Below are 15,710 nucleotides of genomic sequence, written 5' to 3'. Positions count from 1 at the left end.
ATTTAAATTTCACTAAGCGTGTTTTTGAATAAAAGTATCATGAAATCATATGCGATTTGCGTAGTTTTTCACTGTTTTTCACGCTTGTAAATGGTTAACTTTAGCCCAGAACATAACGGGGGTTAGGAACATATGAAGTTCGACTATCTGTTCAGGAACGTAACGGTTATTGACGGCAGCGGCGGGGCGGAATATCGCGCCGATGTCGCGATTGCAGGCGATCGGATCGCAGAGATTGCATCCGCGATTCAGGGCGAGGCAAAGCATGAGATTGACGGCGAAGGCCGCGTGCTGGCACCCGGTTTTATCGATGTTCACACCCACGACGACATCAACGTGATTCGTATGCCGGAATACCTGCCGAAAATCAGTCAGGGCATTACTACGGTGATCGTGGGCAACTGCGGCATCAGCGCGGCGACGGCGACCATGAAAGGCAGCGTGCCGGACCCGATGAATTTACTCGGTGACGTTGAGCACTTTATTTACCCAACGGTTGCGGCCTATGCCGAAGCGGTTGAAGAGGCAAGCCCGGCGATTAACGTCGGCACGCTTATCGGCCACACCGCGCTGCGTAATAACCACATGGACGATCTGTTCCGCACCGCAACGGCGGAAGAAATTAACGCCATGCGCAGCCAGCTCAGGCTGGCGTTGCAGCAGGGCGCGCTGGGGCTGAGCTCCGGCCTTGCCTACGCCTCGGCTTTCCATTCTTCGACGGAAGAAGTGATGGCGCTGGCTGAAGAACTGGCGGCGGAAAAGGGCATTTACACCACCCATTTGCGCTCCGAGTTTGAACCGATTCTGGAGGCGCTAGACGAGGCGTTTCGCATTGGCCGCCACGGCAAGGTGCCGGTGGTGGTATCGCACCACAAATGCGCCGGGGCGAAGAACTGGGGCCGCACGGTTGAAACGCTAAAGCTGTTCGACAAAGTGCGCGAGCAGCAGGACGTGTCCTGCGACTGTTATCCCTATTCAGCAAGTTCATCGACGCTGGATATGAAGCAAATTACCGACGAGTTCGACATCATCATCACCTGGTCCGAGCCGCATCCTGAAGTGGCCGGGCGGTCCCTGAAGCAAATTGCGCAGGACTGGTCGATGTCGCTTCACGAAGCTGGCAAATTACTGATGCCCGCCGGGGCGATTTACTACAACATGGACGAGCGCGACGTGCGCCGCGTGCTGAGCTACCCGGTGACGATGGTCGGCTCGGACGGTTTGCCAAACGACCCGATGCCGCATCCGCGTCTGTGGGGAGCCTTCCCCCGCGTGCTGGGGCATTACAGCCGCGACGAGAAACTGTTCCCGCTCACGGTCGCCGTGCATAAGATGACAGGCATGTCCGCGGCGCGTTTCCAGCTGCCGGAACGAGGCCTGGTAAAACGCGGCTATTATGCCGACCTCGTGATGTTCGACCCGGAAACGGTATGCGACGTGGCAAGCTTCAGCGATCCCCAGCGGCCTGCTGCCGGTATCGAAGCGGTAATGGTCAACGGCGTGATGAGCTATGGCCGGGATAAACAGGTTATCGGGCGCGCCGGGCGGTTCCTGCGCCGGTAGCATGACAAATTTGAACCGTTGGGTGGATAAGCGTTAAGCGCCATCCACCATAAGCAAAGGAGCAACAATGAGCATTAAACGTTATGGAGTAGGCGGCAGTACCGGTACCGGCGGGCAGCATCTGCCGTTTGCTAAAGCGGTGGAAGCTGGCGGCTGGCTGTACGTTTCCGGGCAGACGCCGATGAAAGACGGTGAAGTCGTGGAAGGCGGCATTATCGAGCAGTCTCGTCTGGCGATTCAAAACTGTGTCGACATCATGGAAAGCGCGGGCTACACGCTGGCTGACGTGGTGCACGTAAAGGTGTTCCTGACCGACGCACGTTACTTCCAGTCGTTTAACAAGGTGTTCAGCGAATTCTTCTCCGACCATCCTCCAGCCCGCGTGTGCTGCGTGGCGGATCTGGTTGTGGACTGCAAAGTGGAAGTGGATTTGACTTGTTATAACGCCGGGCGCGTAAAGTAAATCTGTCGCAGGGCGGGTAGCGCTACGCTTACCCGCTGTAATAAAGGGTAGATGGCGTATATCTACCCTATAAACAATATTAATAAATAATACCGGCACTTCCTTTGGTGCGTGCCAACGGGTTTCCTGTAAGTTTTTTTCAGGCGGCTAATTTCATCTTATTAATCTGGAAGTGAGCCATGAATAATTACTCTTTTCTTATTTGGTTTGCGATTTATGCCTGCGCCATGATAACGCTTGGCTGGTATGTATCGCGCAATCAAAAAAACGGCGATGACTTTTTATTAGGCGGACGCTCGTTGCCGATGATTTTAACGCTGGGTTCAACCGTTGGCACTATGGTTGGTACGGGGTCAAGCGTGGGTGCGGTAGGTTTTGGCTATACCAACGGCTGGGCCGGCATGCTCTACGGTCTGGGCGGCGCGGTAGGTATTCTGCTGGTGGCCTGGCTGTTTGCGCCGGTGCGTAAAATGCGTTTTATGACCATGAGCGAAGAGATTTCTTATTACACCGGCGGCAGCAAAATAATTAAGAACGTCGTGGCGATATTGATATTTATCGCCTCAATCGGCTGGCTGGGGGCGCATATTCTTGGCGGCGGATTATATCTGGCCTGGGCCAGCGGTATCGATATTAATACCGCAAAAATTATTATTGCCGCGGCGTTTGTGGTTTATGTCGGCATCGGCGGCTATTCCGCCGTGGTGTGGATTGACACCGTGCAGTCATTAATTCTGTTTATTGGTTTTATCCTGATGGCCGGGCTTGCCGTGCACCACGTCGGCGGCTGGAGCCACATTCAGCAGGCCGTTGACCCGACCGCACAGAGCCTGTTTGCCGTTGATAAGCTGGGCATTCTTCCCGCGTTTTCTCTGGCGATGGTGATTGGCGTCGGCGTGCTGGCAACGCCTTCTTACCGCCAGCGTATTTATTCCGCGAAAACGGTGGGCACGGTGCGTAAATCCTTCGTGATTACCGGCCTGCTGTATCTGGGCTTTTCCTTCCTGCCAGCGATTATCGGCATGGCGGCATACACCATGAACCCGGCGTTAGAGAACAGCGGCTTTGCCTTCCTGTTTGCCACCCAGGTTTTGCCGCCGGTGCTGGCGATGGCGGTGCTGATTGCCGGAATGTCTGCAAACATGTCCTCGGGCAGCTCAGATGCCATCGCTGCGGTTTCTATCATGCTACGCGACCTATACACGCTGGTGACCGGCCATATGCCCGCGCCGAAAAAAGCGATTCGTATGTCGCGTATTTTCCTGGTGCTGGTGATCGGCCTGGCGCTGCTGTTCGCTCTGACCTCCAACGACATCATCAGCTACATCACCAAAATGATTTCGATGATCATGTCCGGGATGTTTATCTGCTCGATGCTGGGACGCTTCTGGACGCGTTTTAACTGGCAGGGCGCGCTGGCCGCGCTGATTGGCGGGGCAGGGACGTCAATGGTTGTGCTGGCTAACGACGGCTGGATGAGCTTCTGGGGCAACCCCGTCGTGCCATCCGTGCTGGCGAGCCTGGGCTTTGCGGTTGTCGTGACCCTGGTGACGCCGGCCAGCAAAATGAGCCGGGAGGAAGCGCTGGAGATGATTACCCGTGAACGTGAAAGCCAGCCCGAAGCCGTGCCGGTCCCGCTGGGGAAACGCGCAACGGAGAACGCACGATGAGCGAGAGCTATATCGCTATCGACTGGGGCTCCACGCATCTGCGCGCCTGGCTGTACCGGGATCAACAGTGCGTGGACAGCCTGCAGTTGCCTTACGGCGTAAGCCGCCTGGCCGGGCAAACCACGCGTGAAGCGTTCGATAAATACATTGAGCCGTGGCGCAAAAGAGAAGCCGTACCGGTGGTGATGGCCGGCATGATCGGCAGCGACGCGGGCTGGCAGCCCGTGCCGTATTTGCCCTGTCCGGTGTCGCTGCATGAATTAAGCGCGCGGCTTTTTGAAGTCGCGCCGCAGGTGTGGATCGTGCCGGGCCTGAAGACATCACGAAACGTCATGCGTGGGGAAGAAACCCAGCTGCTTGGTGCGATGCAGCTTGTGCCTGCCTCCCGTTTCGTTTTGCCCGGCACGCACAGTAAATGGGTGCAGGTGACCCACGGCGCGGTCAGTGAATTTTCTACGGCGATGACGGGCGAACTGCACCATCTTCTGATGAACAACTCGCTGATCGGCAAAGGGCTGCCGGAGCAGCGTGAAGATGCCGGTGCGTTTCAGGCTGGTCTGCATCGCGGGCTTGAAGCACCTGGGCAGGTTTTCTCTCTCTTTGAAGCGCGTGCGCTCAGGGTACTTGGCGAGCTGCCGCAGGAATCCGTCAGCGAATGGCTTTCCGGTCTGCTGATCGGGGCTGAAGTCGCGGCAATGCGCGGCCCGGTCGAAAGCCTCACGCTGGTCGGCAGCGAATCGCTTTGCCGTCGCTATCGGCTGGCGTTTGAGACGGTGGGCATGACGGTCAATGAACTTGCGGGTGACGCTGCATTCCAGCAGGGCATAAGGAGCATTCTTGATGCAAGACGCTAAACCTCTGGTCGCCATTTTGCGCGGTATCCGGCCGTTTGAAGCCGGCGATCACGTCGGGGCGCTGATTGAAGAGGGATTCCGCTATATTGAAATCCCGCTTAACTCGCCTGACTGGCAGCAAAGTATTCCGGATATGGTTGATCAATACGGTGCAAAAGCGCTGATTGGCGCAGGAACGGTGCTGAAAGTCGAACAGGTGGATTTTCTGGCTCGGGCAGGCGCAAAGCTGGTGGTTACGCCGAATACCAACCCTGCGGTGATCCGCCGGGCGGTAGAAGCAGGCATGCTGGTTTGTGCCGGCTGCGCCACCGCCAGCGAAGCCTTTACCGCGCTGGAAGCGGGAGCGCAGTGGCTGAAAATCTTCCCGTCCTCGGCGTTTGGCCCGGCGTATATTTCAGCGCTGAAAGCCGTATTGCCGCCGGAGGTGCCAGTGCTTGCGGTAGGCGGCGTTACGCCTGAAAACCTGGGTGAATACATGCGCGCAGGCTGCGCGGGCGCGGGGCTGGGCGGCGATTTGTATCGCGCCGGGCAGAGTGTGGAAACAACGCGAGAAAAAGCCCGGCAGTTTATGACTGCTTTTTAAAAGATAAATGTTGGATGGCGCGAACCGCGGTGTGGGTAAGCGTTAGCGCCCTCCATCTGTTTAATCCCCTAAAGGCTGCCGGTCCACGCCGCCGCGGTGGCTGTCGAGCGCCAGTTTGATACGCCGCAGCCGGTCCTTCGCCTGATTTTTATTCGCCATCGCCAGCTCCGTTGCCAGCACGTCCACCATCGCTAACATCGCATAGCGCGAGGTGCTTGGCTTAAAGATGTAGTCGTTTTCCCGCACGATGAGCGGCAGCACGACATCGGCGTTGGCCGCCAGCGGCGTCTCCTCCGGGGTAATGGCGATAACTTTTGCACCGTACTGTCTTGCCATCGCCGCGCTTTCAATAATCTCCGGCGTATAGCCGCCGAGCGAGAGCGCCAGCACCACGTCGTTTGGCGTTACGGCTGAACTCATCATGCGCACCAGCAGGCCGTCGCTCTGGCTGACGACCGGCAGCCCGAGGCGAAACAGGCGGAACTGCACTTCCTGGGCGCAGATCGTGGAGCCGCCGCCCATGCCAATCGCCAGAATTTGCCGCGCGTCGCTCAGCCATTCCACGGCCTTTTTCAGCGAGTCAGGATCGAGCGCCCGACGGTTAATATCCAGCACGTTAATGATAGTTTCATAGATCCCCTGCACGCCTTCGAGGTCGGGCACGTCAAGAATAAAGCGCTGGCCCACCGCCAGCGACTGAGCCAGCTTCACCTTGAGCTCCCGCACGTCTTTGCAGCCGATTGCGCGGGCAAAGCGGGTAATCGACGCCTGGCTTGTCTCGGTCAGCCGCGCCATTTCTGCAATCGGCAGCGTGGCGGCAGACTGCACGTCATCGAGAATAAACTGTGCGATGCGCTTTTCCGTGGCGGTCAGCTCCACAAAGCGGTCGGTTATGCAGGAAATAATATCGATGGAAAAGGCCATGGCGCGTCCTGAAAGTAAAGATGAAGGGCTGGTACTTTGTACCATAAAATTCTTTCCGGCGCTGACAACCGGCGAGCAGAAACGAGAGGTTTACGCATGATAAGTTTACAAAATCGCCGCGGGCAGACCATTATTTACCCTGTTTCCACGCATGGGGCCTGCAAATGACCAGAATGACAGCGAAAAACTTCCTCCGGAACTCCTTGAACACTTCGATTTTTGCGTGCTCGGCAAAATCAGCAAGCGCGAGTTTCTCGATCTGGCGTCTAAATTTGCTGTCGGTGGCCTTTCTGCCATGGCAGATCGTCATTTTCTCACTTGGGTTCTATAGGTGTTACTTGTTCGTACAGTATTACGGACAATTTTCCTGCCATCATCCGGGGCGTGGCGAAGTGTTCGTACGATGCCAGAGATGCCGTCTGGTATCCTTACCTCACCTGCTGGCTGGCAAGGGTACCAGGCTGCCTTATTGTAGCGGTCGGCTTCGCGGGTCATGACCGCTCTGACCAGTTTCGGGAGCGGCACCGGACGATAAAAATAATAGCCCTGTAGCAACTGAATACCCTGACGATTCAGATAATCAACCTGCAAGGGTGTCTCAACCCCCTCAGCCACAATACTTAGTGACAGTTTACGGGCCATATCGATAACGCAGTCCACCAGGCGGGTGGACTCTGGTTCGGCACTGATGCGGCTGACAAAACTCCTGTCGATTTTGATGAAGTCAAAAGCCGCATCGTTCAGATAAGACAACCCGGAATAGCCAGTGCCAAAATCATCCAGCGCCAGCATTACCCCCATTTCGCGAAGTATCATCATTCGGGTCTGCACGTCAGCAGTGATGTCCAGGGGCTCGCGCTCCGTAATTTCCAGTACCAGCCTGACGGGCTTCTGGCCGAACGCCTGCAGAAAGGCCTGACACTCATCGACCAGTTGCGGCGTGTTCACGTGTGCTGCGGTGATATTGATGGCGATATGGAGATTATCGAGGAAGTGATGAATAACCGGAGCGAGGACGGCCTGCACCTGGTGCATCAGATAGTGAGTTAGCGGGATAATTAATCCGCTTTTTTCTGCCACGGGGATGAAGGCGTCGGGGGGTATAAACCCGGCACGCGGATGTTTCCAGCGGGCAAGGACCTCAAGGCCTTCAATATCCCCCGTTTGTCCGTTCACAACAGGCTGGTAATACGGAATGATTTCTCCCCGCTCCAGCGCTTTTCGAAGGTTTTCAGCCGGTGTGGTGTACTTGAGGAGATAGCGCCGTAGCAAGGTTCCGGCAGTTAGAGAGAGTAGGGCGGTTATTATCAGCAGCATCCCGCCCTGGCGGAATAACCGTTCAGCGCTAAAAAACGATGGCAATGCATAGCCAGTGCTGAAGGGATAGCGGGAAGATCTCAGCTGTAATGGTGACGCTGATGTCGGCTCCACTGCAAGTACCTCTCCCGCGCGTGTCAGTAGCTGGTTGCCGTCTGCGGGGCTTGTGTGGCGTAGGGCTGCGCCAACTCTGCGTATCCGTGACCCGTATAAGGATGAAAAGATGGCGGCAATCCACAACGTGCTGGACGAATGCAGTGCGGAGCATCCGGTTTTTTATGAAGATGAAGTGGATATCCATCTCAATCCCAAAATCGGTGCAGACTGGCAGCTACTCGGGCAACAAAAACGCGTGGTGACGCCGGGACAAAACGAAAAATACTATCTGGCCGGAGCACTGCGGAACGGGCAAAGTCAGCTATGTGGGCGGCAACAGCTAAAGTTCGGCGCTGTTTATCAGCCTGCTGAAGCGGCTTAAAGTGACGTACCGGTGGGCGAAAACCATCACGCTGATCGTGGACAATTACATTATCCACAAAAGTCGGGAACATAGCGCTGGCTGAAGGAGAAACCGAAGTTCAGGGTTATTGATCAGCCGGTTTACTCGGCATGGGTGAATCATGTGGAACGGCTATGGCAGGCACTTCACGACACAATAATGCGCATTCATCAGCGCCGCTCAATGTGGCAACTGTTGAAAAAGTTCGCCATTTTATGGAAACCGTCAGCCCATTCCCTGGAGGCAAACATGGGCTGGCAAAAGTGTAGCGGTATTAGGCGCTAATGAAATGGACACCTCTCCACAAAGACTTCAGTGAGCCATGCTGTAAGTGCAAACCAACAGCAATTATGAAGAGGTGTCCCGTGGAACAAATTATCGGAATTGATCTGGCAAAGCGAGTATTTCAGGTACACATCGTTTCTGTGCAGGGTGAGAAGAAAGTCAATAAAATGATCACCCGTGAAAAACTGCTGGCCTTTATTGCTCAACAGCCATCATCCCGCATTGTGATGGAAGCGTGTGGTAGTGCAAATTACTGGGCCCGTCAGATCAGTAATCACGGACATGAAGTAAAACAAATCAGCCCGCAGTATGTTGCTCCTTTCAGAATGGGCAGTAAGAACGATAAAAATGATGCTGTCGCAATTGTTGAGGCTGACAGCCGTCCGGGGATGCGTTATGTACCGGAAAAATCCCTTGAGCAGCAGGATATTCAGTGTCTGCACCGGGTTCGCCAGCGCCTGATGAAAAACAGAACGGCTCTCATCAATCAGATTAGGGGGTTAGGCCTGGAATACGGCATTGCGATGCCGGAAGGTGCGCACAAGATCATGGCGTGTCTGCCGGATTATCTGGAAGACGCGGAAAATGACCTGACCACGCTCAGCCGGCAGTTGTTTCACGAAATGCTGCAAGAACTACAGGCCAGTCAGCGTCGGATTAAAGAGCTTGACGTGCGTCTTGCCCATATCAGCCAGCAAAATGAGGATACACTCCGGCTGGAAAGCATGCCGGGCATCGGGCCGCTGGGTGCGTCAGCCCTGACAGTCGCTCTGGGTGACGGCAGCGATTTTCAGAATGGCCGACATTTTGCCAGTTATCTGGGGCTGGTGCCAAAAGAGCACAGCAGCGGCGGAAAAATCAGGCTTCTGGGTATAACTAAACGGGGAGATGGTTATCTTCGTGGGTTACTTATCCACGGAGCCCGATCCGTGGTTTACCGGGTGATTAACCTCCCGGATGAACAGTGCAACGGGCTGCAGCGATGGCTGAAAGGTATTATCACCCGGAGTGGAGTGAATAAAGCCGTCGTGGCGCTGGCTAATAAGAATGCCCGTGTGGCCTGGGCGCTGGTAAACAATAAGACAGAATACAAAGCAATGTAACCTACTGATTTTAATAAGTCCAAAGAGTTGATGTGCTGACAGGTAGAACCGACTCTCTGTGAACCTGACAAATAGCTGGGCTGCTAAAAGCCATGGCACTAATGAGGACAGAGAGTACGGATGTTCATCAGGGCTCACGAAGCCGGATATATGTGTGTGGCTACTTTGTCAGAAAGAGACCTGCCGGTGCTTGCATCGGAGAGGTGTCCATATAAGCTATTTAGATTTTGATTCCTGAATCGAAATGTTGTAATCCTGAAAATGTGTTTTCACATTTACAGAACCATTCCTAAAATGTCACTCCATAATACAACGCCATCTTCTGCACTGAAAATAATGAATTTCATCACTAAATAAAAATATAGTAGTTTTCTTTCAGTGGGATGAAAAATATTTGTTTTAACCCTGAAGATGCAGTCTTCCGACAAGATTAATGCATAATATTGTCAGTTTTATTATTGGGGGAATTAATTGTGTGTAGTTGATACGAAATTTGTGAGTTTGTCAATGATTGCCTGATTTTGTGTTTATTGTAAAAGTTGTCACTGTCTCACGAATTTTAATGCTGCGAAAGGATATTAACGTTATGTCACTTCAGGGGATGGCCTGTCATGGCCGCCTCATTATTAATGTTGTTCTCCTTTTTTGAGAGGTTTATATGTCTGGCTTTACGGTAGTGAATAACACGGATACACGTTTTCAGACGTTGCAGAAAGGGTTTAATTTGCGCTGGCCTGACGATGAGGGTGCTGATTATATTTATCTGTGCGATTCCGCACAGGCGGTGATCGATGCTGGTAATGACGCATTGGCAAAGGGACGGCGGATCACGGTGCGCAGCGGGGGAAGTTGCTATGAAGGACTGGTTGCCAACAAGTTGAAAGAGGATGGCAGCCAGCCACTGGCGATTATCGATCTCAGTGAGATGAAGGGAATGCGTTACGATGAAACCGGTAATGTGACTTCACCCTGGGATGCTTCTGCACATTACAAATTCTCACTTTCCAGCGGCAATCAGAACTGGGATGGTTATAACAGCCTGTATAAATCGGCAAACCGCACCATTCCGGGCGGTTCCTGCTATGCAGTCGGCGCAGGCGGGCATATTGCCGGTGGGGGTTTTGGCCTGCTGTCCCGGATGCACGGTACAACGGTGGATTGGCTGTCGGGCGTGGATATTCTGGTGTCGGACGGCAGCGCTACAGGACTGGTAGTAAAACACGTCAGTCTTAACAGCACCGGCAGCGAGCGGGATTTGTTTATTGCCTGTCGCGGCGCTGGGGGGGGGAACTTTGGCATCATATTGAATTACTATTTCAGCGAACTGCCTGTCGCACCGCAGACGGTCTATCTGTTAACGCTGGCCTATCCCTGGAGCAATTTCACCACGCAGGCGCAGTTTGATAACTTCATGCGCACCTACTGGCAGTGGTTTGCCGATCATGATGCTGACTGGAGTAACAGCGATCCGGCGCTTGCCAACGGCGGACTTTTTACGCTGCTAAAGGTACAGCACAGGACTGCCGGAGATATCAAACTGGTCATCCAGTATACCGGTATGAGTGGTACCGTGGGCGGCGTGCAGGATCAGCCGTTTATTGATTTTGTGAATGCCATGAACTCGGCGGCGGGCTTTACGCCGCAGGTGAACGAAGAGGTGAAAACGCACGGGCCAATGCTGGCAACCAGCCAGCCTGGCAGGATGTTGCAGGATCCGGTGGGCGATGCTCGCCTGATGGACTGGCTGTATGCAACCCAGACCATGAATACATCGGGTGATAACCGTAGGGGTAAATATAAATCGTCATACCAGAAAGGACAGTTCGGGCAGCAGGAACTGAATACTTTATGGGCCTGGCTGAACAATCCCGCTGAAACACGTATCAACCAGATGCTGGTGCAGTACGACAGCTATGGTGGTTGCATCAATACCCATAACGAAACAACCGATCCGACATCGATACACCAGCGCCATTCGATACTGAAATCGCAGTTTCAGGTTTACTGGCTGGATGCCGCTGATGATGAGTTTTATCTCGACTGGATGTGGCGCTTCTATACGGAATATTTTGCCGATTATGGCGGCAAACCTTATGATAGTGATAACTACGAAGGGTGTTATATCAACTATCCGGATGTTGATATGAAATATACTGACGAGGCCAAAACGATGGTAGACCCGCAGTGGCTGTCACTCTATTATGGTGACAAGGCGGCGATGCTTCAGGCCACCAAAGCCAGCATCGACCCCAATAATATCTTCCATTCAGAATTATCAATCCCGGCAGTGTAATCGTACCTTCAGCCCATGCCACAGGCATGGGCTGTTAGCGAATAATATTGACCCCCGCCTGTTTATAACGTCTGTAAATAGCATCCGGGAGTGCTTTGTCAGTGATGACGCAGTGCATACAGGAAAGGGTGCTGATGGTATACAGGTTAGTTTGCTCAAATTTACTGTGGTCGGCCAGCAGAATAATTCTTTTCGCGCGCTGGATGATGGCCTTCTTAACACCCACTTCAAACAGCGTGGCGTTGGTAATACCGGCATCCAGCGACAGTGCATCACAGGAAATAAATGCTTGTTCCACCGAGAAGGTGTTCAGCATTTCCGTAGCCAGGCTTTCACCGACGGTAAAATAGCCTGAGCGGATCATTCCGCCGATAATATAGCTTTCCACATGACTCATTTGCGCAAGGCTGTGAGCAATATTCACATCGGTTGTCACAACGCGGGCGGGAATATCCAGTATGTGCGCCAGCTCAAGGCAGGTGGTGCCGGAATCAAGAATGATGAAGTCGTTGGGATGAATGTACTGGCGCGCCAGCCGGGCAATCTCCTTTTTTGCATCGGTATTGATGCTCTTTTTCATGTCGAAAACAAACTCTTTATCCGCACTGCTGACACTAAAACGCAGCCCCCCGTGGTAGCGCTCCATGCCTGGATAGTGGCTGGCAATATAGTTAAAATCCCGCCGCAGCGTGGCCAGGGCGTAGTCCAACAGCTCATGGGCCTGCTGGATACTGAGCTGGTTGTGTAGCCAGAGGTAATGCAGAATATTGCCGATCCGTTCGCTGCGCTGCTGGCTCATGTTATTCCCCCGCAAATGCCTGTAAGGCCCGGGATATATCGCTGTGGCTGAAGACGGTACGCCCCAGCACCAGGTGCTGTGCGCCACTTTTCCGTAGCGCTGGCGCAACGGCGGGATCCACACCGCCGTCGGCCCAGATGGCGGTTTTTGGGAAGCGTGCGGCGGCATCAGCCACTTTGCCCACCATTGCCGGAATAAAACGCTGGCCTTCACCGTCGGGTTCGCTGGTCATGATAAGCAGGCCATCCAGGTGTTCGCGCAGGTAGGCGTAGCTGGCAACGGGTGTGGCCGGATTTAGCGCCAGCCCGGTTTTGGCTCCGGTGCGGCGAATGGCGGCCAGGTCTTCGGCAGGATTAGCCAGCGCTTCCGCGTGGAAAAAAATCCAGCCGGGCCTGAGAGGCGCAATCCACTCAAGCCACGGACGTGGGTTGGCCAGCATCAGGTGAAAGGAAAGAAGGTGGGGCGTGCTGTGGGCGACAGCGTTGATGGTTTTCATACCGAAGGTGATATTGCTGATAAAACTGGTGTCTTCAATATCAATGTGTAGCGTGCCGACGGGCAGGGCATTCAGCCGGATGAGGGTTTCACCGAGGATCAGCGGATCGGCAGAGGCCAGGGACGGATGAAGTGTTTGCATCTATTCCTCCTGATGTTCACAGGCGTTCAGTAAAGACAGTAGCTGGCTGTCGGTGTGTGCCTCACGCAGTTGCGCCAGCAGGTCCTCATCGTCAAGCAGCGCACTGATGCGCTGAATGGTGGCCAGATGGGCGCTGGCGTCGGTGGCACACAGCGCAAACAGCAGCCATACCGGGTCGCAGTCTTCATGGCCGAAACATACTGGCTCCTCAAGAGTGGTGACGGCGATACCGTTAGCCCTTGCACCCTGTTCCGGCCTCGCGTGGGGCAGGGCGACGCCGGGGGCGACGATATAATACGGCCCCCATTCCAGCGTATTATCGATAACGCCCTGGCAATAACCCGCGTGGGTATAGCCCGTGGAATGCAGGGGAGCAAGCGCCACTTCCAGCGCCTGTCGCCAGTCTGTTGCCCGCTTTCTGGCCTGGGCCAGACGGGAATGCAGGATCAGCATATTGACTCCTTTCGCGTAATAGCGATTAATAAAGGCCCGGCGAACTTTTGGCGAAGGAGCCGGGCCGTTGTCATGATGGGGCGGGGCCGTTGCAAAACGGCCTCGTTTTATCCTCTCATCTGATGCACTTTCTCCATAAAGCGGGCCACCCGGGCCTCATCGACAAAGTTGTCAAATATCCCGTCTTTTTTGAAATGGGTTGCGGTCACGCAGCCGTCGGCGACAGACAACTGTTCCTCCACGTTCTCAAGACACACCCCGGTGTTGGCAAAAACGACCGTTTCCGGCACCGTCTCTTTAACGATTTTCAGGATCGCCGTATCCGTTTTGCTGCCAGCCGTCAGGCCGGAGACGCACAGCGCGTCCGGGTGGTTGTTGAATACCGTGGATTTGGCGATGGCGCGAATATCCCGGTTGCCCAGATACACGGCGGCTTCCGGTACGATATTGAACAGCGTTTTCACCTCTGATGCGCCAATCCGGTGCTGGTGGCGAATAGTCTCCCCCACACTGGTGTTCCAGATGCCAAAATCGCTGGCGTAGGCACCGGTAAAGATTTCACGGATAAATTTGCCGCCGGTCGCCATCGCCAGATCGAAGGACGCCACCGGATCCCACAGGACATTCACCCCAAAAGGCACGCGGATTTCCCCCATCAACTGCCCGATAATGCGCGCCATCGCGGCGGTGGTTTCCGGTTTTACACGGGTGAGGTAGGGCAGGCTGAATTCATTGGAGAACATCACCGCATCCACACCACCGTTTTGCAGGGCCATCAGATCGTCGTGCGCTTTGTCGATAACCCAGTTCATGCCTTTCTGGTGGTCAAAACCCGGATCTCCCGGTAACGCACGCAGGTGACACATGGCAATGACCGCTTTATCGCTACCTACAACAGTTTTAAGCCAGGACATACTTACTTCTCCATTAACAGATAAAAATCATGCGGAAAGTTCACGATTGCGTAAACCGATAACGACCAGTGCGGTGATACCCATACAGATAATGATGCCAATAATTCCCATACCCATGAGTTCGCTAATCGACCAGGCGAACGGGTTGCCGACCGACAGCGCTGTGATTTGTGCCCCGCCCCGGGCGAGACTGAAGCCCCCCTTCGCGGCCATGTCGGTAAAGAACGGTGCGAAATGCGTGGAAATCAGCAGGACCATTATCATGGTGATGATGCTGGTTATCAGGGTGCGCAGAAAATCGCCTCGGTGAATCACCGTTGCCATACAGACAAAGAACGGGGCAACGGGAAGATCCGCCAGCGGCAGCACCCGGTTGCCCGGCAGGAAACCGGCGATAATCAGCATGACGGGGATCAGTAGCAGGCCTACGGCGATGGTCGTGGGATGACCCAGGGTGACGGCGCTGTCAAGGCCGATATACAGCTCGCGGCCATGGAAATGTTTCTGAAGAAACTGGCGTGCGCCGTCGGAAATTGGCAGTAATCCTTCGACAATCAGGCGGATCATGCGCGGAAACAGCACCATAATGGCGGCTACGGTGATAACCAGATTCGCCAGGTCTTTAAAGCCGTATCCGGCAGCAAGGCCAAAGAGAATGCCCAGGATCACACCGATGATCACCGGATCTCCAATCATGCCGAAACGCTTCTGGATTTCGCTGGCATCGATGTTGTTGTTTTTCATAAACGGGATACGCTGGTAGACCCATTCCAGCGCCAGCGCAATGGGAACCGAACTGGTGCCCCAGCCCTGGGGGATGGAGATCCCTTCAAGACCGACGATGCTTTGCACCCGTTTAGCGCTGATATCGGCCATTTTCAACGACCACGCCGCGTGGCACATGGCTGCGACTGCGCCCCAGACCAGGCTGCCGGTAAGAATATTGACGATGGCCCCGGTAATGGCGTAGTGCCAGTAGTTATAGATATCCACGTTCATGGTTTTTGTAAGCCGCGTGACCAGCAACACAATGTTGAACAGGAAGATAACGGGGATCACGATAGCGCCAACGGCGGTGGCATAGCCCACGCCGGATGCCGGGCCAGCCCCCACGTCCAGCAGATTCAGGTGCAGCCCGAAACGGGCGATCATCAGTTTAATTGCCGGGCTTAAGCTGTCTATCGCCATCACAATCACCAGCCCCATACCGACAAAGCCAATGCCGATAGTGACGCCGGATTTCACTGCCTGGAGAAACGGGATGCGGAAAATCAGCGCGATAATAAACATGATGACGGGGACGAATACGGTGCCCCCCAGAGACAGAAAGTAGTCAAGCATGGTGATTTTCTC

14 protein-coding genes and 1 pseudogene are annotated in these 15,710 nt (G+C 54.4%); 8 read left to right on the top strand and 7 right to left on the bottom strand.

The genetic code is table 11. The features are described from left to right. Positions 1-132: 132 nt before the first annotated feature. From JGF26_RS02380 to JGF26_RS02360, 5 genes are all read left to right on the top strand, one after another. A complete protein-coding gene (locus JGF26_RS02380) occupies positions 133-1,563 on the top strand; it encodes a D-aminoacylase (protein ID WP_134707456.1) in 1,431 nt (476 codons plus the stop codon). Between the two features lie 67 nt (positions 1,564-1,630). After that, positions 1,631-2,026, top strand: coding sequence for a RidA family protein (locus JGF26_RS02375; RefSeq protein WP_134707457.1), 396 nt, complete (start codon positions 1,631-1,633; stop codon positions 2,024-2,026). A gap of 179 nt (positions 2,027-2,205) precedes the next feature. Next, the gene (locus JGF26_RS02370; protein WP_134707458.1) at positions 2,206-3,696 is read left to right on the top strand and encodes a sodium:solute symporter family protein; all 1,491 of its coding nucleotides are present in this window, start codon (positions 2,206-2,208) and stop codon (positions 3,694-3,696) included. Continuing rightward, a complete protein-coding gene (locus JGF26_RS02365; RefSeq protein WP_134707459.1) occupies positions 3,693-4,550 on the top strand; it encodes a 2-dehydro-3-deoxygalactonokinase in 858 nt (285 codons plus the stop codon). Before JGF26_RS02370 ends, JGF26_RS02365 begins: the two co-directional genes overlap by 4 nt. Beyond that, positions 4,537-5,133, top strand: coding sequence for a 2-dehydro-3-deoxy-6-phosphogalactonate aldolase (locus JGF26_RS02360; RefSeq protein ID WP_134707460.1), 597 nt, complete (start codon positions 4,537-4,539; stop codon positions 5,131-5,133). The genes JGF26_RS02365 and JGF26_RS02360 overlap by 14 nt, the downstream gene beginning before the upstream one ends. A 60-nt stretch (positions 5,134-5,193) precedes the next feature. Here JGF26_RS02360 and JGF26_RS02355 read toward each other — a convergent pair whose 3' ends face one another. After that, positions 5,194-6,057 (bottom strand): MurR/RpiR family transcriptional regulator, encoded by an 864-nt coding sequence (locus JGF26_RS02355; RefSeq protein WP_134707461.1) that lies wholly within the window; start codon positions 6,055-6,057, stop codon positions 5,194-5,196. 306 nt (positions 6,058-6,363) lie between these two features. After that, positions 6,364-7,488, bottom strand: a complete 1,125-nt coding sequence (locus JGF26_RS02350; protein ID WP_134707462.1) for a cyclic diguanylate phosphodiesterase — start codon at positions 7,486-7,488, stop codon at positions 6,364-6,366. Between the two features lie 31 nt (positions 7,489-7,519). Here JGF26_RS02350 and JGF26_RS02345 point away from each other — a divergent pair. The 3 genes and pseudogenes from JGF26_RS02345 to JGF26_RS02335 form a co-directional block, all read left to right on the top strand. After that, positions 7,520-8,142 (top strand): annotated as a pseudogene (locus JGF26_RS02345) (IS630 family transposase); the annotation flags it as partial. A 96-nt stretch (positions 8,143-8,238) separates the two neighbouring features. After that, positions 8,239-9,261 carry an IS110 family transposase gene (locus tag JGF26_RS02340; protein WP_240739499.1) on the top strand — a complete coding sequence of 341 codons (1,023 nt, stop codon included), beginning with the start codon at positions 8,239-8,241 and terminating at the stop codon, positions 9,259-9,261. 658 nt (positions 9,262-9,919) lie between these two features. Next, complete coding sequence (locus JGF26_RS02335; RefSeq protein WP_134707464.1) at positions 9,920-11,554, top strand: BBE domain-containing protein; 1,635 nt, start codon at positions 9,920-9,922, stop codon at positions 11,552-11,554. 34 nt (positions 11,555-11,588) lie between these two features. Here the strand turns inward: JGF26_RS02335 and JGF26_RS02330 are convergent, their stop codons facing one another. The 5 genes from JGF26_RS02330 to JGF26_RS02310 form a co-directional block, all read right to left on the bottom strand. Continuing rightward, the gene (locus JGF26_RS02330; protein WP_134707465.1) at positions 11,589-12,353 is read right to left on the bottom strand and encodes a DeoR/GlpR family DNA-binding transcription regulator; all 765 of its coding nucleotides are present in this window, start codon (positions 12,351-12,353) and stop codon (positions 11,589-11,591) included. A 1-nt stretch (position 12,354) separates the two neighbouring features. After that, on the bottom strand, positions 12,355-12,990 hold the full coding sequence (locus JGF26_RS02325) for an epimerase (RefSeq protein WP_134707466.1): 636 nt from the start codon (positions 12,988-12,990) through the stop codon (positions 12,355-12,357). Further along, positions 12,991-13,443 carry a PTS sugar transporter subunit IIA gene (locus tag JGF26_RS02320; protein WP_134707467.1) on the bottom strand — a complete coding sequence of 151 codons (453 nt, stop codon included), beginning with the start codon at positions 13,441-13,443 and terminating at the stop codon, positions 12,991-12,993. It abuts the gene before it with no gap. A 107-nt stretch (positions 13,444-13,550) separates the two neighbouring features. Further along, positions 13,551-14,357 carry a BtpA/SgcQ family protein gene (locus JGF26_RS02315; protein ID WP_134707468.1) on the bottom strand — a complete coding sequence of 269 codons (807 nt, stop codon included), beginning with the start codon at positions 14,355-14,357 and terminating at the stop codon, positions 13,551-13,553. 27 nt (positions 14,358-14,384) lie between these two features. Then, positions 14,385-15,698: a galactitol-specific PTS transporter subunit IIC gene (locus tag JGF26_RS02310; protein WP_134707469.1), complete on the bottom strand. Its 1,314-nt coding sequence runs from the start codon at positions 15,696-15,698 to the stop codon at positions 14,385-14,387. Positions 15,699-15,710 lie beyond the last annotated feature (12 nt).

The sequence above is a fragment of the Enterobacter sp. E1 genome, assembly GCF_016809815.1.
Lineage (GTDB): Bacteria > Pseudomonadota > Gammaproteobacteria > Enterobacterales > Enterobacteriaceae > Enterobacter > Enterobacter adelaidei.
Note: the sequence above shows the minus strand (reverse complement) of the source record. Positions and strands in the feature narration are given on the sequence as shown.